Source organism: Orenia metallireducens (assembly GCF_001693735.1).
In the GTDB taxonomy this organism is placed as follows: Bacteria; Bacillota; Halanaerobiia; order Halobacteroidales; family Halobacteroidaceae; genus Orenia; species Orenia metallireducens.
On sequence record NZ_LWDV01000009.1, the window covers coordinates 129,282 to 149,818 of the forward strand.

Consider the following 20,537-nt stretch of genomic DNA (forward strand, 5'->3'; position numbering starts at 1 on the left):
GTAGATTAAAATGATTAAGACAGAATTATGCAAGTTGTTAGATATAGAACATCCGATTATTCAAGGTGGAATGGCTTGGATTGCTACTGGGGAGTTGGCAGCAGCAGTTTCTCAAGCTGGAGGCTTAGGGATTATAGGAGCAGGAAATGCTCCTGCTGATGTTGTCAGAGAAGAGATACAGAAGGTTAAAAAGGTGACAGATAAACCTTTTGGAGTTAATGTAATGTTATTGTCTCCTTATGTAGATGAAGTGATAGATGTTGTAATTGAAGAAAAGGTTCCTGTAGTAACTACAGGGGCTGGGAATCCAGGGAAGTATATAGATGCTTTAAAAGAGGCTGGAACCAAGATAATCCCTGTTGTTCCTTCAGTTGCATTGGCTAAAAGAATGGCACGGTTAGGCGTTGATGCTATTATTGCAGAAGGAAGTGAAGCAGGGGGACATATTGGTGAATTGACTACAATGCCTTTAATTCCTCAGATTGCTAGATCAGTTGATCTTCCAGTAATTGCAGCAGGTGGAGTTGCTGATGGCTATGGATTGGCTGCTGTATTGTCATTGGGAGCTGTAGGTGCCCAAGTTGGTACCCGTTTTATCTGTGCTGAAGAATGTATAGTTCATGAGAATTATAAGAAGGCTATCTTAAAAGCAAGGGATAGAGATGCCATAGTTACGGCTCGTTCTACTGGACATCCAGTAAGAAACCTTAAGAATAAATTAACTCGTCAAATTGAAGCTATGGAGCAAGAAGGAGTTCCAAAAGAAGAGATTGAAGAGTTGGGTATTGGGCGATTGAGAAGGGCAGTAGTTGATGGAGATGTAGATGAAGGAACTGTTATGGCTGGTCAAGTGGCTGCAATGGTATCAAAGGTAGAACCAGCAGAGGATATCATTTCCGATATTATCGAAGGTGCAGAGAAGGTACTTAGAGATAATTGTAAATTAATAGTTTAATTACTACTTACTGAACTTAAAAGGAGGAACTAAGATGGGTAAAGTGGCTTTTATTTTTCCTGGACAAGGATCTCAACAAGTTGGCATGGGAGCAGATTTAGTTGAAGAATTTGCAGTAGCCAAAGAGACCTTTGCAGAAGCAGATAATGCTTTAGATATAGATATTTCTAAATTATGTTTTGAGGGACCAGCAGAAGATTTGCAGAAGACTTCTAATACTCAACCAGCAATCTTAACTACTAGTATTGCAGTCTATAGAGTGTTAAAAGAGAAGGGAATTGAGCCTGATATAGTTGCTGGACACAGTTTAGGAGAGTATTCAGCTTTAGTAGCAGCTGGAGTATTAGACTTTACTGATGCAGTAAAATTGGTAAGAAAGCGTGGTCAGTTAATGGAAGAGGCTGATGGGACTATGGCTGCCATTATCGGTTTAAATGCTAAAGAAGTAGAAGAGCTCTGTCAAAAGGCTTCAACAGCTGGTATAGTAGAACCTGCCAACTACAACTGTCCAGGGCAGATTGTTATCTCTGGAGAGAAAGAAGGAGTAGAGCAAGCTACTAAATTAGCTCAAGAGGCTGGAGCTAAAAAAGCTGTTATCCTAAATGTAAGTGGTCCTTTCCATTCTAGTTTAATGGAGCCGGCTGGTGAAAAACTATCTAAAGAGTTAGCAGAGGTTACCCTTAATGATGCTCAAGTTCCAGTAGTAACCAATATAAATGCAGAATTCACTACTAAAGATGAAGATTTTGTTCAAGCTTTAATTAAACAAATTAGTGGTTCTGTACGTTGGGAAGAATCAGTTAAAGCTATGATTGAGGATGGTGTAGATACCTTTGTTGAAGTTGGACCTGGTAGAGTCTTAAAAGGGTTTATGAGAAGGATTGATCGTAAGGTAACTGCTTTAAATGTAGAAGATTTAGCATCTTTAGAAAAAACGTTGAAAAAATTATAATCTCAAGTTATAAAATATAGATGTTTTGGCAAAATATTATTGAAATAGAAGTTAAAGGGGTGAAACTATGAGGTTAAAGGATAAAGTTGCTGTTGTTACAGGTAGTTCTAGAGGAATTGGAAAGGCTATTGCGCTTAAATTAGCTAAAGAGGGTGCTACAATAGTCATTAACTACCCTTTTGCAGGAGAAGCTGAAAATGCGCAAGAGGCTGTAGGTGAAATTGAAGCATTGGGTGGTAAAGCTATTGCTATTGAAGCTGATGTAACAGATATGGATCAAGTTAAAGATATGGTTAAGGCTACTACTAAGGAATTGGGTAGCCTTGATATTTTAATCAATAATGCAGGAATTACCCGTGATACAGTATTGATGAGAATGAAGGAAAGTGATTGGGATGCAGTATTAACTGTTAACCTTAAGGGTGCTTTTAATGCTACTAAAGCTGTAACTAGAACGATGATGAAGCAGAAAAGTGGTAGAATCATTAACATGTCTTCTGTAATTGGATTAGTAGGTAATACAGGTCAAGCAAATTATGCTGCATCTAAAGCTGGTTTAATTGGATTTACTAAATCTGTAGCTAAAGAGTTGGCTACAAGAGGGATAACTGTAAATGCCATTGCTCCAGGTTTTATTAAGACAGCTATGACTGATGAGTTACCTGAAAATGTGGTAGAAGAGATGATAGCTGCTATTCCAATGAAGGAGTTTGGTGAAGTAGAGGATATTGCTAATTTAGTAGCTTTTTTAGCTAGTGATGAGGCAAGATATATCACTGGTGAAGTTATTAGAGTTGATGGTGGAATGGTAATGTAATTTTTAGTTGACAGTTAGCAGTTGACAGTGTACAGTTAGAAGAGAAGTTGTTATCTGAAATTTTAACAGAATTTGCAGTTAGTTCTTTAACTGTCAATTATCAATTCTACATTGCAAATAGAATTGTAATTGTGCCGGTCTCGATGACCAAATAATGAAAATTACATTACGTTTTTTAAATAGAATTTTCATTGAAAGGGGGTGAAAGTATGAACATATTTGAGACAGTAAAGGATATTGTTGTTGCAGAATTAGGTGTAGACCCTGAAGAAGTAACTTTAGAGGCTTCTTTTATCGATGATTTAGGAGCTGATTCTTTAGATATCGTAGAGGTTGTTATGGCCTTTGAAGAGGAGTTTGATATTGAAATTCCTGATGAAGATGCTGAAGATATTGAAACAGTTCAAGATGCTGTAGATTATATTGAAAATGCATTGTAATTTTAATTTTTAATGTCCCCGTTTATTCCTATAAGCGGGGCTTTAATCAAATAACTTCATTTTTAATTTGAAATCATATGATAATAGAATTATTACTAGATAAATAATTTTAAAGATTAATTTTAATAACCAAAGCTAAAATATTAGGAATTGATTGATATTATATAAGTCAGAAGATTTCATAGTTGCTAGAAAGTTCTATAGAATTATAGATGTAATAATATGGTTGTTGCTTAGGTTTAACATATGAAATTAACTGAAATTTAAGAGATAAATACTTTGCGATTCCTAAATTTAAATGTTTTTATATAGATATAAATCTTCTCTAAGAAGATTTAGTATTGCTTACTGATTGCTCAAATAAATGATGATGGGGGAATCGATTTGAAATTATCTGATTTAAGAATAGGAAAATTAATTGCTAAAGTTCCAATTGTACAAGGTGGAATGGCTGTTAGAGTATCTACTGCTCCTTTGGCAGCTGCTGTGGCAAATGAAGGTGGGATTGGCTTAATAGCTGGTTCAGGTCTTAAAGTAGATGAGTTGAAAGCAGAAATTCGTAAAGCTAGGGAGCTGTCCAAAGGGATTATAGGTGTCAATATTATGGTTGCCGTTAGAGAGTTTAAAGAATTGGTAGATGCAGCCGTTAGTGAAGGGATTGATTTGATTGTAGCTGGAGCAGGTTTCTCTCGAGACTTGTTTACAGTAGGAAAAGAGACTGGGGTAGAGATAGTTCCTATTGTCTCTTCTGTAAAGTTAGCTAAAATTTCTGAAAAGTTAGGAGCTTCTGCTATTGTTGTAGAAGGTAAAGAGGCAGGAGGTCATTTAGGTACAGATCAACCTATGAAGACCTTGGTTAAAAAGATTGTTAAGGCAGTTAAAATACCTGTAATTGCAGCAGGTGGAATCATTGATGGTAAAGATATTGCTGAAGTATTAAAGTTAGGTGCTAGTGGTGTACAGATGGGATCAAGATTTGTAGCAAGTGAAGAGTGTGAGGTGGATGATAGCTTTAAACAGACCTACATAAATTCTAGTAAAGAGGATAGTGTTTTAATCAATAGTCCAGTAGGTCTACCTGGTAGAGCCTTAAAGAATGAATTCTTTGATAGATTAAATAATAATGAAGTTGATACTGGTAAGAGTTGTGATTATATATGTTTAAAGAAATGCTCTCATAGTTTTTGTATTATGGATTCTTTAATCAAAGCCCAAGAAGGTAATATGACCCATGGATTGGTCTTTGCAGGAGAGAGAGCACATTTAATTGATAAAGTCTTACCTGTAAAAGAGATAATAAATAATTTAGTAAATGAAGCAAGAAAGTATCTGGGAGGGGAAGAGTAAGATGAATAAGCGTGTTGTAGTAACTGGAATGGGAGTTTTATCTCCTATAGGAATAGGTTTGGAAGAGTATTGGACTGCTTTAGTGGAAGGTAAATCTGGAATAACAAAGATTAGCCATTTTGATGCAGAAGAATATAAGACTCAAATTGCTGGCGAAATTAAAGGTTTTAAAGCAGAGAAATATGGTCTTGACCGCAAAGAAGCCAAGAGAATGGACCGTTATACTCAATTTGCTGTTGTGGCAGCTCAGATGGCAATCAAAGATGCTGGATTAGAGATTAATGAAGAGAATGCTGAAAGAGTAGGAACTATTATTGGTTCTGGAATTGGTGGAATTGAAGTTCTAGAAGAACAGCACAAGAGATTATTAGATAAAGGTCCTAATCGAGTAACACCTTTTTTAATTCCTATGATGATTGCTAATATGGCAGCAGGACAAGTATCAATTTACACAGGAGCTAAAGGACCTAACACCTCTGTTGTAACAGCATGTGCTAGTGCAACCAATTCTCTTGGTGATGCTTTCGAGACTATTCGCCGTGGAGATGCTGATGCGATGATTGCAGGAGGAACTGAAGCGTGTATAACTCCACTAGCCTTTGCTGGATTCTGTTCTATGAAGGCTATGAGTACTAATAATGATGATCCACAAGGTGCTAGTCGTCCTTTTGATGCTGAGCGTGATGGTTTTGTTATGGGAGAAGGTTCTGGTATCTTAATCTTAGAATCTTTAGAGAGTGCACAAGCAAGAGGGGCTAAAATTTATGCTGAAATGGTAGGTTATGGTGCATCGGCTGATGCCCATCATATTACAGCTCCAGCACCAGGAGGTATAGGAGCAGCAAAAGCAATGAAAATGGCTATAGATAAAGCGGGAATCTCTCTTGAAGAGATGGATTATATCAATGCCCATGGAACTTCTACACCACCAAATGATGAATTAGAGACTGCAGCGATTAAACAAGTCTTTGGTGATTATGCTAGTAATATAGCTATCAGTTCTACTAAGTCAATGACAGGGCATTTATTAGGAGCTGCTGGAGGTATTGAAGCAATTGCTTCAATATTGGCTATTAAGAATAATATAGTGCCTCCAACAATCAATTACAAAAATGAAGATCCAAAATGTGATCTTGATTATGTTCCAAACAAAGCTAGAGAGCGTGAAGTGAAGGTAGCTCTATCTAATTCTTTAGGCTTTGGTGGTCATAATGCTGCTATTGTATTTAAAGAATATAATGAATAATTTAGGATGTGGGCAAGATGACAGGTTATAATAAAGGTTTAGAAGAATTACAGCAGCAACTCAATATCTTTTTTAATGATGTAGAATTATTACAAAGAGCTGTTACCCATAAATCTTATGCTAATGAAAATAGACATTTAGGATTAAAAGATAATGAACGATTAGAATTTTTAGGAGATTCAATTCAAGATTTGGTTGTCAGCGAATATATGTTCATAGAGTATCCTGATTATCCCGAAGGAGAGTTAGCTAAGATTAGATCTGTTGTTGTTAGTGCTCCAGTATTAGCAGAAAAAGCTAAAGAGATCAATCTAGGTAAATATCTACTCTTAGGAAAAGGAGAAGAGATGACTGGTGGTAGAGATAGAGATTCTATCTTAGCTGATGCCTTTGAAGCCTTAGTTGGTAGTATTTACTTAGATCAAGGTTTAGATGTTATTAAAGATTTTATTTTGGGTTTATTAGTCCCTGATATTAAGAGGGTAGAACGGGGAGAGCATATCCAAGATTATAAGACTTTATTACAAGAACTAGTTCAGAAGAACTCTAATTTGAGACCAGAATATGAAGTTGTTAAGGAAGAAGGTCCAGATCACAACAAAAGGTTTACTATTAGAGTAAACCTTGAAGAGCGGGTTTTGGGTGTTGGTGCAGGAAGTAGTAAAAAAGAAGCAGAACAAAAAGCAGCTAAAGATGCTATTGATAAGGTATAAAGTAGCTCCCTATGGGGCTACTTTTTCTTTAATTAATAAGTTATCTTGTTTCATTATTATAGAAGATTTTTATACTATTTTTTCTAAAAGGCTAGATTTTATATTATTATCTAGGGGGGCTTATATGAATTTTTATCTTTATCAATTTAAATGGCTTATAATAGCTTCTATAGCAGGATTATTGATAGCCTTCTTTTTTGTGGTTGTTCCTGAAGGATTTCTGTATGATGTCAGTGGAAGAGATTATGGAGAGGATGGTAGAGTCGAAAGGTTTACTTCTGTCACCCAATTAAAAGATTCATCCTTGCTAATTATTGGTTATAGCAAGAAGGGGTTTAATACTCAAAATAAGGGTGCTTATCTTCTAAAGGTTGCTTTAAATGGTAGTCAAGGGTGGAGTAAAAGTTTTAGTGAAGAAGGAAATATTAAATTTAATGGGATTCAAGAAGTATCAGATAGTGGAGTTATATTAGTAGGTGAAAAATCTTTATCTGCTAACAGTAAGGTAGATGCTTACATACTAAAAGTAGACAAGCAAGGTAATAAGAAATGGTCTATGCAATTTGGTGATAAATATGCAGATTCTTTTAAAGTAGTTAAGGAATTGAGGGATGGGTCTTTACTTATAGGGGGCAAGGTTAGAATAGCTCAAGGAGAAGATTCTTTTAATGAGCAGGCTTATTTAGTTAAATTAGATAAAGATGGTAAACAAGAGTGGATAAAGGAATTTGGTGGGGAGTATTATGATGGAATTAACTCTATTAAGGAGGCCCTTGATGGTGGTATTGTTTTAGTAGGATATTATGGGACTGATAGATACATGTATAGTAGAAATGCTTATATTATCAAATTGGATTCAGTAGGTAATCAGCAGTGGTCTAAGATTATTGGAGAAGAGGGATATAATAGTAGCCTTAACTCTGTTATAGAGAATAAAGAAGGGGAATTAATCTTAGTAGGTCAAGTCCGAGGCAAAGAGGCAGACTCTTATGGTGGTTATATAGTTAAGTTGAATTCTAATGGAGATAAATTGTGGACTAAGGTTTATCAAAATCAAGAAGAAGAGGATTATTATCTGTTTACGGATATTGCAGAAGCAGAAGATGATTATTTTATAATAGTAGGGTATAAACTAATATTTATTGAAGAGTCTAGTGATTACCGTCATGTATCTTATGTGAGCAAAATAGATGAAAGTGGTCAAAAGAAATGGACAAAGTCCTTTAGATCATCTTATCAAGATGGTGGATTTAACTCTATTAGTAAGGTTGATAATGGTGATTTTATCTTGGCGGGGTGGATACAAGACCGTCAAGAGGTTGATGGTTATTTATTAAAAATAGATTCTAAAGGTAATGAGGTTAAATTTGAAAAAGAGCAGGACTAATAAGGAGGAGTATGTAAATGTATGATTTAATTGTAGTAGGAGGCGGTGCAGCAGGGATGATGGCTGCAGGTATAGCAGCTAATCGTGGTAAGGAGGTCTTATTATTAGAGAAGAATGAACAGTTGGGTAAGAAGATATTGATTACTGGTAAGGGTAGATGTAATTTAACTAATGATTGTGGGATAGAGGAAATTATTAAAAATTTCCCTGATAATGGAAAGTTTTTATATAGTGCATTATATACTTTTTCTAATTGGCAGTTAAAAGATTTCTTTAATAAACTAGGTGTTAAGACCAAAGTAGAGAGGGGAGATAGAGTCTTTCCAGTCTCTGATTCTGCAAGAGATGTCGTTGAAGCTCTTAAAAGGTTTATTAAGGATGCAGGAGTTGAGGTGAAGTTGAAGACTAGTGTAGAGAAAATAATTGCTGAGAACAGAGAGGTAAAGGGAGTTAAAACCTCTGGTGGGAAGGAGTACTACACTTCCAATGTCCTAATTGCTGTTGGGGGAAAATCTTATCCTACAACAGGTTCTTCTGGTGATGGTTATACTATGGCAGAAGATTTAGGACATAATATAAGGTCTGTTAAACCTTCTTTAGTTCCTTTAAAAACTAAAGAGGAGTGGGTTAAAGAGTTACAAGGGTTAAACTTAAGAAATGTTAGCGCAACTTTAATGATTGATGATAAGAAGAAGAAAGAAGAGTTTGGTGAGATGCTATTTACTCATTTTGGAGTCAGTGGACCTATTATCTTAACCCTAAGTCGTGATGTAGTGGATTACTTAGGTAAAGCACAGATTAAGTTAAGGATTAATCTGAAACCAGCTTTGTCCTATGAGCAGCTTGATAATAGATTACAAAGAGACTTTGAAGAATATTCTCGTAAACAGTTTAAGAATAGTTTAGGGGACCTATTACCAAGTAAGCTGATACCTGTAATTATTAATCTATCATCTATTTCTGAAGACAAAGAAGTTAATCAGATTACTAAAGAGGAAAGACAAGAATTGGTTGAACTGTTGACCAACTTGGAAATTACTATTATAGGAACTATGGGTTTTAACCTCTCTATTGTGACCAAAGGTGGAGTTGCTACTGATGAAATTAATCCAAGTACTATGGAATCTAAGTTGGTTCAAGGGCTCTATTTTGCTGGAGAGGTTATTGATGTAGATGCTTATACAGGAGGCTTTAACTTACAAGGTGCTTTTTCTATGGGATATTTAGTAGGAAATAATATTTAATAATATTTGAAGTATAATTTTGACATAAAAAAGGTTATACTTATTGTTTCTAGAATAAATTATAAATATATTATGGAAAATTCACTAAGATATATATATAATTAGGAGGGAGTAATAATGCAGCAGCAAGAGATAGAATCAACGGCTTTGGAGATATTTAATAGAATAAAGGGCAGCCAAGAACAAAACTTAGATATATATATAAAAGAAGCAGTTTCTAAAAACAGTAATAAAAATGAAAAAGATAAAGAAGAAGAGATAAGAATGTTAAGGAAGAAAGTAAAAGAGATGATGGAAGAGAATAAGAAAAAAGAAGCTGAGATAGAAGAGATGAAGAAGATAGATGAATTAGAAGATCTTAAGGATGTTAATGAACTGATATATAATGAGTATGAAATAGCAAGTAAGGAAGAAAGAGAGAAGGTTGCACAGAAGATTATATTTTTGGCTGAATCAATAAAGGATAATGAATTTTTAGCTAAAAATACATTAGATACTTTTAATCTTTATAGGGAGAAAATGATATCTAGGTGTATCAAAGAAGAAGAGTTAGGTACTAAAGTTAAAAATTTAAGTTAGCTATAAATTGATTTAACTATATTCAGTTTAGTGTTTATTTAAATTTTAATTTGTAATATACTGGTTATATCTTATCTTCTTAAACATATTATTATACTATAAAGTATGTTTAGGAGGGGAATTATGCCAAGGCGCTTTAATAACTTTAAAAGTTTTGTTGAGAGGTTGGTATTGACTACAATAATTATTGGATTTGTCATATTGGTAGGGGTACAGATGATTTTAACTAATCCTAACTTTAAGGATAGTTTAATAGCTAAAATACCAAAGATTGAGCATATTTTAGCTTTTGGACAAAGAGAAGATTTTAAGGAGAAGGCTCAAGCAGTATTCTCTACAGTAAATCAGAAGGATTATGTTGTTATTTCATTACAGAATAAAGCATCTTATCCTGATGCTAAAGTTATTATAAACGGACAAGTGATTGGAGATTTTGGTAGAGGGTATATTAAAGTTAATATAGAAGCAGGGGATTATCTAACCATCGATACTCGCGGTATAGGTGCTGGTCTGTGGTTTGAAGTAACTGGTATATCTAATGGGGTTGAGAGCTTTAAGATAGGTCAACAGTTTTGGGTTAAAGACGAGCTTAAGACTCTAGGAAAGGTAGAAAATTTAAATAAATTCTAAATTTAGCTTGCTTTAAAATAAAAGTTATGTTAAGATGTTGTACAACAGTAATAAAGTAGTATAGTATAACGGTAGGTAGTAGGATAGTAGTTTTTATTACTGTGATAAGCAATTTATAGCTATGATAATAACTGAATAATTTAGTGAGAGTAGTACAGTAGGTGAGGTAGTGTGTAATCTTAGAATAACTATAAGTACCCCTATTTGTATGGGGTGCTTTTTAATATCTAGGGTTATAAAATTTCTAAGATAACAGATAATATTTTATGACAGGGAATATATAATTTCTTTATAGAGGTGATAAATATGGGAAATAACGAAGAAACAAGTAAGAAGGTGGCAACAGCAGCGATTAAGATGGCATTAAGTGATAGGGATGAAGAAAATATTTTAAAGGCAGATTATAAAGGACAAGATATGAAGGTGGCGGCAGTTGATTTTGGCGGAAATTTTAATTCATCAGTTAAGACTATGATTGAAAGAGCAATTGTAGCTGCTAAGAGAGAAGGTGTTATTAAAGAGACTCATACCGAGCAGGGGGCAGTAGCAGGTGCTACCAGAGAAGCCTTGATTCAGATAAATCCTAAAGCAATTGGTTTTAATGTAGGGGGTAAGATTGGAGTGGCTAGAGAGGGAGATCATATCAGTGTAGCTGTCTTCTTTGCTATTGGTTTATTACACTTAAATGAGATGGCAATAGGATTAGGACATAGAGCAGTAACTTGATAATAAAAAATTTAAATTATAGATTAGTGTAAGTTGGAGGTGAGATTGTGATTAGGGGAATCAGAGGAGCTATTACAGTAGAGAGTAATGATACAGAGGAGATATTAGTTGCTACTAAGGAACTACTAGAGAAGGTTACTGAAGAGAATGGAATAATTGAAGATAGGATTGCTTCAATTTTCTTTTCGATGACCTCTGATTTAGATCAGGCATTTCCAGCAGTAGCTGCAAGAGAGTTAGGTTGGACTAATGTTCCTTTATTTTGTGTAAAGGAATTGGATATTGAGGGTTCTTTAAGTAGATGTATTAGGATATTGATTCATTATAATACTGATAAGGAGCAAGATCAGATTAAACATATTTACCTAAGAGAAGCTAAGAGGTTAAGACCAGACTTAGTAGAGAAAGAGGGAGTTTAGAATGGTAGATAAAATAGTAGTAAGAAAAGAGATTATGGACATTAAACCATACGTTCCTGGAAAGCCAATAGATGAGGTTAAACGAGAATTAGGGCTTAAGGAAGTGATTAAATTAGCTTCAAATGAGAACCCTTTAGGACCGTCACCAATGGCAATTGATAAGATGAAAGAAGCAATTACAAAGGTGAATATCTATCCTGATGGAAATGTACATAATTTAAGAGAGAAGCTAAGCAAGAGCTTAGGGATTGAAGCTTCCCAATTAATCTTTGGTAATGGATCTGATGAATTACTGGTATTATTGGCTCAGGCTTTTATCAAGCCTGATGATGAAGTAGTAATGGCTGATATTACTTTTAGTGAGTATGAATTTGCTACTAAGATTATGGGTGGAAAGATTATTGAGGTTCCTCTAAAGAATAATACTCATGATTTAGAGGCTATGCTAGCAGCGGTAACTGATAAGACCAAGATGGTATTTATCTGTAATCCTAACAATCCAACAGGAACTATAGTTGGAAGAAGAGAGGTTGAAGGCTTCTTAGCTAAAGTACCAGAGGATGTAATTGTAGTCTTTGATGAAGCCTATTATGAGTATGTAGATAATAGTGATTATCCTCAAACTATAAATTATTTAAATGATTATGATAATGTGATTATCTTAAGGACATTCTCTAAAATCTATGGTTTAGGTGGGTTAAGGTTAGGTTATGGAATTAGTAGTTCTAAGTTAATTAGTTATATTGATAGGGTAAGACAGCCTTTTAATATTAATTCTATAGCTCAGGTAGCTGCTGAAGCCAGTTTAGATGATCAAGATCATGTATCAAAATCCCTAGAGTATAATCGCCAAGGAAAGGAATACCTATACCAAGAGTTTGAGAGGTTGGGGTTAGAATATGTTCCAACTGAGACCAACTTTATTCTAATAGATTTAGGTAGGTCTAACCAAGAAGTATTCCAAAAGATGCTCAAGAAGGGGATTATTATCAGAAGCTTAGCTTCTTATGGCTATGAAACTGAAGCTAGAGTAACTATTGGTTTACCAGAAGAGAATAAGAAGATGATTAAGGCATTAGAAGAAGTATTATCATAATTTGAGATTAAAGTTAAGTTTAAATTTAAAATTGAACTTATATTTAAGCCTAATATTCACTCTGAAAAATGAGAAGAGAGAAGTAAGTAGAAAACAAGGAGGAGATAAAAATGGTAATCGTAATGGAGAGTAGTGCAAAACAAGAGGAGATTAAAAATGTAATTGAAAAGATTGAAACAGCAGGATTTGAGGCTCACCCTGATAGTGGTAAGACTCAGACTATTATTGGTGTAGTAGGTGAAGGTAGAAGAGAAGAGGTGCTTAACTCTATTGGAGCTTTTCCTGGTGTAGAGAAAGTAGTAGAGATTAGTAAGCCTTATAAGCTGGCAGGTTTAGATTTTAAACCTGAACCATCAGTAATAGATATAGATGGTGTAAAGATTGGTGGGGGACACTTTGCAATTATGGCAGGTCCATGTGCAATTGAGAGTAAGGAGCAGCTATTTGAAGCAGCACAGCAGGTTAAAGAAGGTGGAGCTAAGATTTTACGTGGTGGTGCTTTTAAGCCTAGAACTTCTCCATACAGCTTCCAAGGTATGAAGGAAGATGGATTAAAGTTATTAGCAGAGGCTAGAGAGAGAACTGGGCTTAAGATAGTGACTGAGGTAATGGATACAAGAGATGTAGAGTTAGTAGCAAAATATGCCGATATCTTACAGATTGGTGCTCGTAATATGCAGAATTTCTCTTTATTAAAAGAGGTAGGTAATACTGATAAAGCAGTACTATTAAAGAGAGGTATGACTGCTACTTATAAGGAGCTATTAATGGCTGCTGAATATATTATGGCTGGCGGTAACTATAATGTAATCTTATGTGAGAGAGGAATTAGAACCTTTACTACTGAAACTAGAAATACTGTCGATATGGCTATTGTTCCTGTAATTAGAGAGTTAAGCCATTTACCAGTAATTATAGATCCAAGCCATGGAACAGGAAACTGGAAATATGTATCACCATTAGCGAAAGCAGCATTAGCAATAGGTGCAGATGGTCTAATGGTTGAAGTACATCCTGACCCTAAAAACGCTTTATGTGATGGACCTCAATCATTAAAGCCTGAGAAATTTAAGGCTATGGTAGAAGAATTAAAGGCTATAGCAGCAGTTACTAATACTAAGCTTTAAGGGGATAAAATATGATTAAGCGAGTAGCGATTATTGGAGTAGGACTAATTGGTTCCTCTTTGGGTTTAGCTTTAGGTGATATTAAAGAGGTTGAAGAGGTCATCGGAATTGATAAGAACCAAGATTATCTAAAAGAGGCTTTAGATATAGGTGCAATTGATAGAATTGCTACCTTAGAGGAAGGGGTTAGAGATGTAGATTTAATTATAATAGCTACCCCTGTAGGTATTATTAAAGATTTAGTTGTAGAAATACTACCTTACATTAGGAATGAAACAATTATTACTGATGTAGGTAGTACAAAATCTACTATAGTTAGAGAATTAGAAGGTTTAGTTGGAGACCATATCTATATTGGTGGTCATCCTATGACTGGTGCTGAGACCTCTGGACCAAGTGGGGCAGATAAGTATCTCTTTGAGAATGCTATTTATGTCTTAACAGAAACTAAGAACACAGATCAAGATAGCTTAGAAAAGCTTAAAAATATATTAGAGAGAATAGGATCACAAGTCTTGATTCTCTCTCCTGAAAGTCATGACAGGATGGTGGCTGTAACTAGTCACCTTCCCCATTTAATAGCAGTGAATTTGATGAGTGTAATTGAGCAATTTAGCCAAGAGGATGATAAGGTTACCTCTTTAATTGCTGGAGGATTTAGAGATACTACTAGAATAGCAGCAGGCGATCCTGTGATGTGGAGAGATATCTTCTTAAATAATCGGGAGATGGTCTTAGAGACGATCAATATATTTGAAGAGAGGTTAGCATCTCTTAAAGAGCTAATACTAAAGGAAGAACGAGAGAGTTTGGAACAGACCTTAGCAGAGATAAGGGATGCTAGAATTAGACTTCCAATGAAGAAAAAAGGTTTGTTACCAAGTAATTTTGAATTGATTATAACATTAAAGGATGAACCCAATGCAATTGGAAGGGTTGCCTCATTATTAGGGGATGCAGAGATTAATATCCAGGACATAGAGGTTTTAAAGGTTAGAGATGAAGGTGGAACGATTAGATTGAGTTTCAGTCAAGAAGAAAAACAGGAAAAAGCCTACAGACTATTAAAAGAAAATAATTACAAAGTAATTAAGAAGTAGGGGGTTAGAGATGAGATTAAGAGTAGAAGCTAAAGATAGTTTACAGGGTAGAATAAAAGTTCCAGGAGATAAATCTATCTCCCACCGTTCTGTGATGTTAGGGGCTTTAGCTGAAGGTAAGACAGAGATTGAGGGGTTTCTAACAGGAGAGGATTGTTTAAGTACAGTTAAAGCCTTTCAAGATATGGGGGTTAAGATTGAAGGTGTTGGTACTGACCAGATGGTAGTATATGGTGTAGGATTAAGAGGGTTAAAAGAGCCAAAGGATTTATTGGACTTTGGTAATTCTGGAACTACTACTCGTTTGATGTTAGGTATATTGGCAGGACAAGAATTTTACTCTGTAGCTACTGGTGATGATTCTTTAAGAAGTAGACCAATGGCTAGGGTAACTAAACCTTTAAGCACTATGGGTGGAGAGTTCTATGGCCGTGATAATACAAATCTCTTACCGATTACAGTGGTTGGTCAAGGTAAATTAGATAGTATCTCCTATGATTCCCCTGTGGCTAGTGCTCAAGTTAAGTCAGCTATTTTATTGGCTGGATTATATGGAGAAGGAATAACTGAAGTTAGAGAGCCTGCTAAATCTAGAGACCATACTGAGCGGATGTTAGAGTATTTTGGAGCTGATATTGAGGTTGATGGTCTGAAAGTTAAAGTAAAGGGTAATCCTAGATTAATCGGTAAGAAGGTAGTAGTCCCTGGTGATATATCTTCTGCAGCCTTTTTGATAGTAGCAGCAATGATTACTGAAGGTTCAGAGATAATTATAGAGAATGTTGGATTAAATCCTACTAGAGATGGTGTAATTGAAGCTTTAAGAAAGATGAATGGTAACTTTGAGTTGTTAAATCAACGTGAGGTCAATGGAGAGCCGATAGCAGATATTAAAGTGAAGAGTAGTCAATTAAAAGGAACAGTGATTGATGGTGATTTAATTCCACTTTTAATAGATGAGATTCCAATCTTGGCGGTAGCAGCTAGCCAAGCAGAGGGCAAAACTATTATTAAAGATGCTGAAGAATTAAGAGTTAAAGAGACCGATAGAATTGATGCTATGGTTAAAGAATTGACTAGATTGGGTGTAGAGGTTAAAGAGAGGGAAGATGGAATGGAAATTGTAGGTAAGCAGAAAATAGCAGGTGGAGTCACTTGTCAGAGCTATCATGACCATCGGATTGCTATGTCTATGGCAGTAGCAGGGTTGATAGCTGAAGATGCAGTAGAGGTAGAAGGTGCTGAATGTATCAATATCTCTTTTCCTAACTTTAAAAAGTTATTAGATAGTTTATCAAAATAATTTAAATTTTTATAAGAGAAGGCAGTTTAAACTGCCTTCTCTTATTTTTGTTTTTTGTATTATTGTTATCTTATGAAATCAAGGGAAGTGATACAATAGATAGAGATTGCGACACTTTTAGAATTCACACCTCACCCTAATCCTTCATACAAAGCAGGTCTCTCCTATTCTTAAGAGAGGGAATAAAAGAAAATATAGTATCTTCCCCCTCTCATTAGTTAAGAAGAGGGGGTTAGGGGGTGAGGTTAAAACTGTCGCAATATCCCCATATCAAGACACTTAATTAGCAAGTAAAAAATAGTTAATAGTATTTTTGTATCTGCTTATTATCTTAATTTGCTTATCAAGAAGGAGCAATACCATTAAAAAATAAATACAATTTCTAGCATAAATCTCAAGTTTTTTAAAATTTTAAAGAAAAGAGAAGAAAACTTTAATAATAGCCGAAATAATTAAGTAAATAATGTTGTCTATATAAGATGGGGTGATATATTGAAAAAAGATAATATTTTAGAAGAATTTGAAGATATACCAAACTCACTAACGTTGCATTGTTGAAAATAATCAATAAGATTAAACATACTATACATGCTATTTATAACTTAAAATTTAAATTGGACGAACGTCCTATTAGTAAATTTAATAGATTAAATCAGTGATATAACATTAAATTAAAAATATAGAATGATTTCTTTGATGAATTAAAATTAACCCCAATTAAATAAATTTTTAAAGGAAGTATTATCATTAAGGTTTCAGATGATAGTTCTAGTTTAGATAAAGATAAGATATTAAGAAAGGCTATAGATAATGGGATAGTAAATAAAGAAGATAAGCTAAAGAATGAAGATATTTATCAATTAATCTTTGCTCCAGGTTTCTCTACAGCCCAAGTTGTAACTGAAACCTCTGGTAGAGGGGTAGGAATGGATGTAGTTAGAAGTAATATCGAGAGATTGATTTCTATTTATAAGGAGGGTATTTATAATTTAAAGCTAGCAATTACTTTCTTCTCCTTATCTAAGGTAGGTCTCCAAACCTCTATACGCTCACCTATGGTAGATATCTTCTGTGGAATCCCATCTAAAATAGAGCAGATTTTCTTAAAGTCTTGGTCAGGGATTGGGTTTTTAGCAAAGATATTACTGATTAGACTCATATGGAAGGACCACTCTTCATAATTACTGATAGTTGATAAATTCTTATTAGCCAATTTCTGATGGAGTTGAGTGCTAAGGCTAATTAGGGAATCTGTCTTATCTACCTTTAATACAAGAAATTTTTCGCTAAGACAGAAGCATTCAAGATTATTTATTTCAAGCTCAATAGAACTTTTTCGATAATCTTGAACTACTTCCTCTATAATCTCCTTAGCTTCTTTAATATATTTTTTATTTATTCTATTTAAAGTTATATGCAATTCAGGATAATCATCCTCATTGTATAAATCATAATGTTTGGAAATAGCTTCTTGTATATTTAATGCTTTTACCAGATCACTCTTTTTAGGAATTAATACAATGAATAACTCTTCTTTTAAATCTGCTGCTTTAACCACTGAAATCTCCTCCAAAGGTACTTCTTAATTTAAATATAATTGGACCATAAATTTTTATCATGGTAGATAAATACTATTTATATTTTACTATACAATAGGGGATATAGCAAATCAGCTTTGAGTATTAGAGTGGTCATATTAATTTTAGGTTACTAATATCAATTAAGCAGAGAAGATAATAATAATTTATCAAGATTTTATATCTATTAAATTTGATTATGAACAATTCTCTTTATAGTAAGATAAATGCAAGTTATAACTAAATTAATTACATATAAAAGATAGGCTAAGTATAATGATTTTCCCAAATTATCTAATAAGATTAATCTATTATAACCAAGCTCTTAGTTTATAAAGTTTTTAACTATCGGTTTTACAGGCTTTAAATATAAGAAAAATTGGGATAAGGGGAGTGGCCAAATAGTTAAAGATGGTTTTAGAAATTTTAAGATAAAAAATAAATTATTAGTTGCTTTTGCTTTGATGATTCTTTTAGCAATCTCAGTTGGGTACTTAGGTTATAGTTGATTAAGTTCTGTAGTTGCTAAAGTAGAGCTTGCTAACGAGAGCAATAGAATGATTAAAAGTATTCTAGATGCTAGAACTTCTAAAAAGAACTATATCTTATCTGGGGATCAGAAGTATATCTTAGAGGTTGAATCAATTGCTGAAGATATTATTAAAGATACTCAGAATATATTAGAGAAGCTAAAGGAAGAAGATCATAATAAGGTAAATGAAATTATTGAAGCTGTTAACAGTTATAATAATGCTTTTATTAATCATACTAAAAGTAATGGTGATAGATCAGTATTAGAGAGGGAAGTTGTTAAGGCAGGGAAAGATGTTGAGGATAAATTAAGGAATTTATATAGAACTCAAAATGAAGAGATGTACCAAAGAATCTCTAAAATCTGATTAATTTAGCTATTATAGCCTTAGCAATTATTTTGGGGATAGCTGTATAATATTAACCAAAGCTATTATTAACCCAATTAATGCTATTAGGGTAGTTTTAGCAAAGGTGGCTGAAGGGGATTTTAGCTATGAGGTTGAGATAGAGGCAAACAATCAATTAGGAAGTATGGCTAATAATCTTAATAAAGCTATTGATTCACTAAACTTTATCATTAATCAGTTTGAAAAAATACTCTCAAAGGTAGCCAATGGGGACTTTACAGAGAAGGTAAATGTCAAAGTAGGAAAGGAATTAGAAGAGATGGCTAGAAACCTAAATCAAGCCATAGATTCCTTAAGGGATGTGATTTATGGAGTCAAACAAAATGCAGTCAATGTCAACAATTTATCAACTGAGATTGCAGAGCTTAGCAGTTAATCAGATACAAGGGCGGTTGAGGAATTAAATCATGTGACTTAAGATAATGCTTTAATGGTTGAAGAGATTGCTAGTTTTAGCGAGTCTTTAAGTAATGAAGCTGAGGATATGACCAATATTGTTAAGAGGTTCAAGCTAGATAGAAAGATGGGAGAGTATCAAGATGTAGAGAAGAAAGAAGAGCCTAAAGGGAAAATTAACTTTGAAGATACTCGCTATGATTTAGAGGAGATAAGGGATTTGAATGAAGAAGATTTTGAGAAATTTTAATCTGTTGAAGAGAGATTAACTAATAAGAAATCTGCTATTAATAGCAGATTTCTTATTGTTGAATATTAATATAGTTAAGTTAAATTATCGCTTATAAAGTTGAGGGAAGTAAGAAAATCTCTCCTTTTGCTGTTTTAATTCTAATAGTTTATTATCTAGACTCTGCCAAAAGGAAGAGTTATCCCTTCTTTGAAATTCCCCTAAATTTTTACGATAATAATCCAAGTTATTGATAAACTTAATTAAATCGCTCTCATTAGCCTTCCTAGACCAGTTACCATAACCCATCTTCTCTAGATTTAAAGCATTTAATAACTGTTCAAAATGTTTGGCTATTGGTATGGAATAGATTGGTTTTTTCAAATAGATAGCCTCTGAGATAAAGGAGAAGCCGCCATTGGCAATAACTGCTGAGGCACTTTCAAATAGTTTAGTAAAACCATCACCATATTTGCGAAAGTGGAGGTTCTCTTCTGTATATTCTCGGTCATAGCCAAAGACATAGAACTCTTTTTGGGGATATTTTTTTAATAATTCTAAGAGATGAGGTGTTTTAGAGGATAAATAGACTAAGATATGCCCTTGATCTATAGGGCTTAATTTTAAAATTTCTTCTCTGATAATCGGCTCAATTAGTTCAACATTCTTCTTGGTTTTTAGCTTGATAAATGATGGAACATAATAGTAGTTGGCCGAAGGGGACCAGGTCTTAGTAATCAACTTTGCCATTAGAAAATGGAGTAAATACTTAATTGGATATTCAAAATTCTTACATTGGGTAATTAAATTGATATTATCGATTGCGATTACAGGTATTCTTAAAAAATTCCCTAGATAGAATCCAGTAGGTTCAAAGTCACTGATGATCAAATCAGGATTAAATTTTGCTAAATCCTTCAATTCTTTGCTAAAGACCATCTTTAGAATCTCTGGTGAACTCTCTAAAAAATTAATTAATGTTTTAATATAATTCATCTTATTATTATTATAAGCCAAACTGCTTCCATTAATCTTAGCTACTTGATACCCTAGATTAGTAAGTACTTTGTAAGCTTTATTATTGGCAATCAATCTAACTTGGTGACTCTGTTGTAGATGTCTAATCACAGGTAGACTCCTAAAGACATGACCACTTCCTTCACCTTGAATATAATAAGCAATTCTCATAAGAAGTTGTCTCTCCTTTATTCTTATTGATTAATAGTAACAAATCAGGATTAATCAGAAAAAGATATTATTTATCATTTGTTACTATCTCAATCTATTTAATAAATAATCTGCTTTAATATGTT

General features: G+C 33.8%; 21 protein-coding genes and 1 pseudogene. 20 read left to right on the forward strand and 2 right to left on the reverse strand.

Translation table 11 applies throughout. The annotated features are described in order from the left end of the window. Window positions 1-10: 10 nt before the first annotated feature. From fabK to aroA, 17 genes are all read left to right on the forward strand, one after another. Window positions 11-955: an enoyl-[acyl-carrier-protein] reductase FabK gene (gene fabK / locus U472_RS08520; protein WP_068717486.1), complete on the forward strand. Its 945-nt coding sequence runs from the start codon at window positions 11-13 to the stop codon at window positions 953-955. Window positions 956-989: 34 nt separating this feature from the next. Further along, the gene (fabD, locus tag U472_RS08525) at window positions 990-1,907 is read left to right on the forward strand and encodes an ACP S-malonyltransferase (protein ID WP_068717487.1); all 918 of its coding nucleotides are present in this window, start codon (window positions 990-992) and stop codon (window positions 1,905-1,907) included. A gap of 67 nt (window positions 1,908-1,974) precedes the next feature. Then, on the forward strand, window positions 1,975-2,724 hold the full coding sequence (gene fabG, locus U472_RS08530; protein WP_068717489.1) for a 3-oxoacyl-[acyl-carrier-protein] reductase: 750 nt from the start codon (window positions 1,975-1,977) through the stop codon (window positions 2,722-2,724). 209 nt (window positions 2,725-2,933) lie between these two features. Further along, window positions 2,934-3,164: an acyl carrier protein gene (locus tag U472_RS08535; protein ID WP_068717491.1), complete on the forward strand. Its 231-nt coding sequence runs from the start codon at window positions 2,934-2,936 to the stop codon at window positions 3,162-3,164. A gap of 384 nt (window positions 3,165-3,548) precedes the next feature. Next, window positions 3,549-4,511 (forward strand): NAD(P)H-dependent flavin oxidoreductase, encoded by a 963-nt coding sequence (locus U472_RS08540; protein ID WP_068717493.1) that lies wholly within the window; start codon window positions 3,549-3,551, stop codon window positions 4,509-4,511. 1 nt (window position 4,512) lies between these two features. Continuing rightward, window positions 4,513-5,757 (forward strand): beta-ketoacyl-ACP synthase II, encoded by a 1,245-nt coding sequence (fabF, locus tag U472_RS08545; RefSeq protein ID WP_068717495.1) that lies wholly within the window; start codon window positions 4,513-4,515, stop codon window positions 5,755-5,757. A gap of 17 nt (window positions 5,758-5,774) precedes the next feature. Continuing rightward, window positions 5,775-6,470 carry a ribonuclease III gene (rnc, locus tag U472_RS08550; protein ID WP_068717497.1) on the forward strand — a complete coding sequence of 232 codons (696 nt, stop codon included), beginning with the start codon at window positions 5,775-5,777 and terminating at the stop codon, window positions 6,468-6,470. Window positions 6,471-6,594: 124 nt separating this feature from the next. After that, entirely contained in the window at window positions 6,595-7,857 is a 1,263-nt protein-coding gene (locus U472_RS08555) for a hypothetical protein (protein WP_141677964.1), read from the forward strand. A gap of 17 nt (window positions 7,858-7,874) precedes the next feature. Further along, on the forward strand, window positions 7,875-9,101 hold the full coding sequence (locus U472_RS08560) for a BaiN/RdsA family NAD(P)/FAD-dependent oxidoreductase (protein ID WP_068717501.1): 1,227 nt from the start codon (window positions 7,875-7,877) through the stop codon (window positions 9,099-9,101). Window positions 9,102-9,218: 117 nt separating this feature from the next. Continuing rightward, a complete protein-coding gene (locus tag U472_RS08565; RefSeq protein WP_068717503.1) occupies window positions 9,219-9,680 on the forward strand; it encodes a hypothetical protein in 462 nt (153 codons plus the stop codon). Between the two features lie 123 nt (window positions 9,681-9,803). After that, window positions 9,804-10,310, forward strand: coding sequence for a hypothetical protein (locus U472_RS08570; RefSeq protein ID WP_068717505.1), 507 nt, complete (start codon window positions 9,804-9,806; stop codon window positions 10,308-10,310). Window positions 10,311-10,616: 306 nt separating this feature from the next. Beyond that, complete coding sequence (locus U472_RS08575) at window positions 10,617-11,036, forward strand: HutP family protein (RefSeq protein WP_068717507.1); 420 nt, start codon at window positions 10,617-10,619, stop codon at window positions 11,034-11,036. A gap of 47 nt (window positions 11,037-11,083) precedes the next feature. After that, window positions 11,084-11,455, forward strand: a complete 372-nt coding sequence (aroH, locus tag U472_RS08580) for a chorismate mutase (protein WP_068717509.1) — start codon at window positions 11,084-11,086, stop codon at window positions 11,453-11,455. Between the two features lies 1 nt (window position 11,456). Further along, complete coding sequence (gene hisC / locus U472_RS08585; RefSeq protein ID WP_068717510.1) at window positions 11,457-12,551, forward strand: histidinol-phosphate transaminase; 1,095 nt, start codon at window positions 11,457-11,459, stop codon at window positions 12,549-12,551. A 110-nt stretch (window positions 12,552-12,661) separates the two neighbouring features. Continuing rightward, window positions 12,662-13,678, forward strand: coding sequence for a 3-deoxy-7-phosphoheptulonate synthase (gene aroF, locus U472_RS08590; RefSeq protein ID WP_068717513.1), 1,017 nt, complete (start codon window positions 12,662-12,664; stop codon window positions 13,676-13,678). Between the two features lie 11 nt (window positions 13,679-13,689). Then, window positions 13,690-14,778 (forward strand): prephenate dehydrogenase, encoded by a 1,089-nt coding sequence (locus U472_RS08595; protein WP_068717514.1) that lies wholly within the window; start codon window positions 13,690-13,692, stop codon window positions 14,776-14,778. Window positions 14,779-14,788: 10 nt separating this feature from the next. Further along, window positions 14,789-16,081 carry a 3-phosphoshikimate 1-carboxyvinyltransferase gene (gene aroA, locus U472_RS08600; protein WP_068717516.1) on the forward strand — a complete coding sequence of 431 codons (1,293 nt, stop codon included), beginning with the start codon at window positions 14,789-14,791 and terminating at the stop codon, window positions 16,079-16,081. A 982-nt stretch (window positions 16,082-17,063) separates the two neighbouring features. Here aroA and U472_RS08605 read toward each other — a convergent pair. Next, a complete protein-coding gene (locus U472_RS08605) occupies window positions 17,064-17,639 on the reverse strand; it encodes a 2'-5' RNA ligase family protein (protein WP_068717518.1) in 576 nt (191 codons plus the stop codon). Between the two features lie 549 nt (window positions 17,640-18,188). On the opposite strand from U472_RS08605, the pseudogene U472_RS08610 reads away from it, so the two are divergent. From U472_RS08610 to U472_RS08620, 3 genes and pseudogenes are all read left to right on the forward strand, one after another. Beyond that, window positions 18,189-18,557: pseudogene (locus tag U472_RS08610) on the forward strand (hypothetical protein); the annotation flags it as partial. A 64-nt stretch (window positions 18,558-18,621) separates the two neighbouring features. Continuing rightward, window positions 18,622-18,975, forward strand: a complete 354-nt coding sequence (locus U472_RS08615) for a HAMP domain-containing protein (RefSeq protein ID WP_281201106.1) — start codon at window positions 18,622-18,624, stop codon at window positions 18,973-18,975. Between the two features lie 54 nt (window positions 18,976-19,029). Further along, a complete protein-coding gene (locus U472_RS08620) occupies window positions 19,030-19,245 on the forward strand; it encodes a hypothetical protein (RefSeq protein WP_068717523.1) in 216 nt (71 codons plus the stop codon). A gap of 84 nt (window positions 19,246-19,329) precedes the next feature. Here U472_RS08620 and U472_RS08625 read toward each other — a convergent pair whose 3' ends face one another. Next, on the reverse strand, window positions 19,330-20,412 hold the full coding sequence (locus tag U472_RS08625; protein ID WP_068717525.1) for an MJ1255/VC2487 family glycosyltransferase: 1,083 nt from the start codon (window positions 20,410-20,412) through the stop codon (window positions 19,330-19,332). Window positions 20,413-20,537: the final 125 nt, after the last annotated feature.

Coding starts and splice junctions, on each gene's coding strand:
- hisC (WP_068717510.1), top strand. CDS start 11,457: ATGGTAGATAAAATAGTAGTAAGAAAAGAGATTATGGACATTAAACCA.
- fabG (WP_068717489.1), top strand. CDS start 1,975: ATGAGGTTAAAGGATAAAGTTGCTGTTGTTACAGGTAGTTCTAGAGGA.
- fabK (WP_068717486.1), top strand. CDS start 11: ATGATTAAGACAGAATTATGCAAGTTGTTAGATATAGAACATCCGATT.
- aroA (WP_068717516.1), top strand. CDS start 14,789: ATGAGATTAAGAGTAGAAGCTAAAGATAGTTTACAGGGTAGAATAAAA.
- aroF (WP_068717513.1), top strand. CDS start 12,662: ATGGTAATCGTAATGGAGAGTAGTGCAAAACAAGAGGAGATTAAAAAT.
- U472_RS08535 (WP_068717491.1), top strand. CDS start 2,934: ATGAACATATTTGAGACAGTAAAGGATATTGTTGTTGCAGAATTAGGT.
- U472_RS08570 (WP_068717505.1), top strand. CDS start 9,804: ATGCCAAGGCGCTTTAATAACTTTAAAAGTTTTGTTGAGAGGTTGGTA.
- fabD (WP_068717487.1), top strand. CDS start 990: ATGGGTAAAGTGGCTTTTATTTTTCCTGGACAAGGATCTCAACAAGTT.
- U472_RS08555 (WP_141677964.1), top strand. CDS start 6,595: ATGAATTTTTATCTTTATCAATTTAAATGGCTTATAATAGCTTCTATA.
- U472_RS08565 (WP_068717503.1), top strand. CDS start 9,219: ATGCAGCAGCAAGAGATAGAATCAACGGCTTTGGAGATATTTAATAGA.
- U472_RS08625 (WP_068717525.1), bottom strand. CDS start 20,412: ATGAGAATTGCTTATTATATTCAAGGTGAAGGAAGTGGTCATGTCTTT.
- U472_RS08595 (WP_068717514.1), top strand. CDS start 13,690: ATGATTAAGCGAGTAGCGATTATTGGAGTAGGACTAATTGGTTCCTCT.
- rnc (WP_068717497.1), top strand. CDS start 5,775: ATGACAGGTTATAATAAAGGTTTAGAAGAATTACAGCAGCAACTCAAT.
- fabF (WP_068717495.1), top strand. CDS start 4,513: ATGAATAAGCGTGTTGTAGTAACTGGAATGGGAGTTTTATCTCCTATA.
- U472_RS08575 (WP_068717507.1), top strand. CDS start 10,617: ATGGGAAATAACGAAGAAACAAGTAAGAAGGTGGCAACAGCAGCGATT.
- U472_RS08620 (WP_068717523.1), top strand. CDS start 19,030: ATGGTTGAAGAGATTGCTAGTTTTAGCGAGTCTTTAAGTAATGAAGCT.
- U472_RS08560 (WP_068717501.1), top strand. CDS start 7,875: ATGTATGATTTAATTGTAGTAGGAGGCGGTGCAGCAGGGATGATGGCT.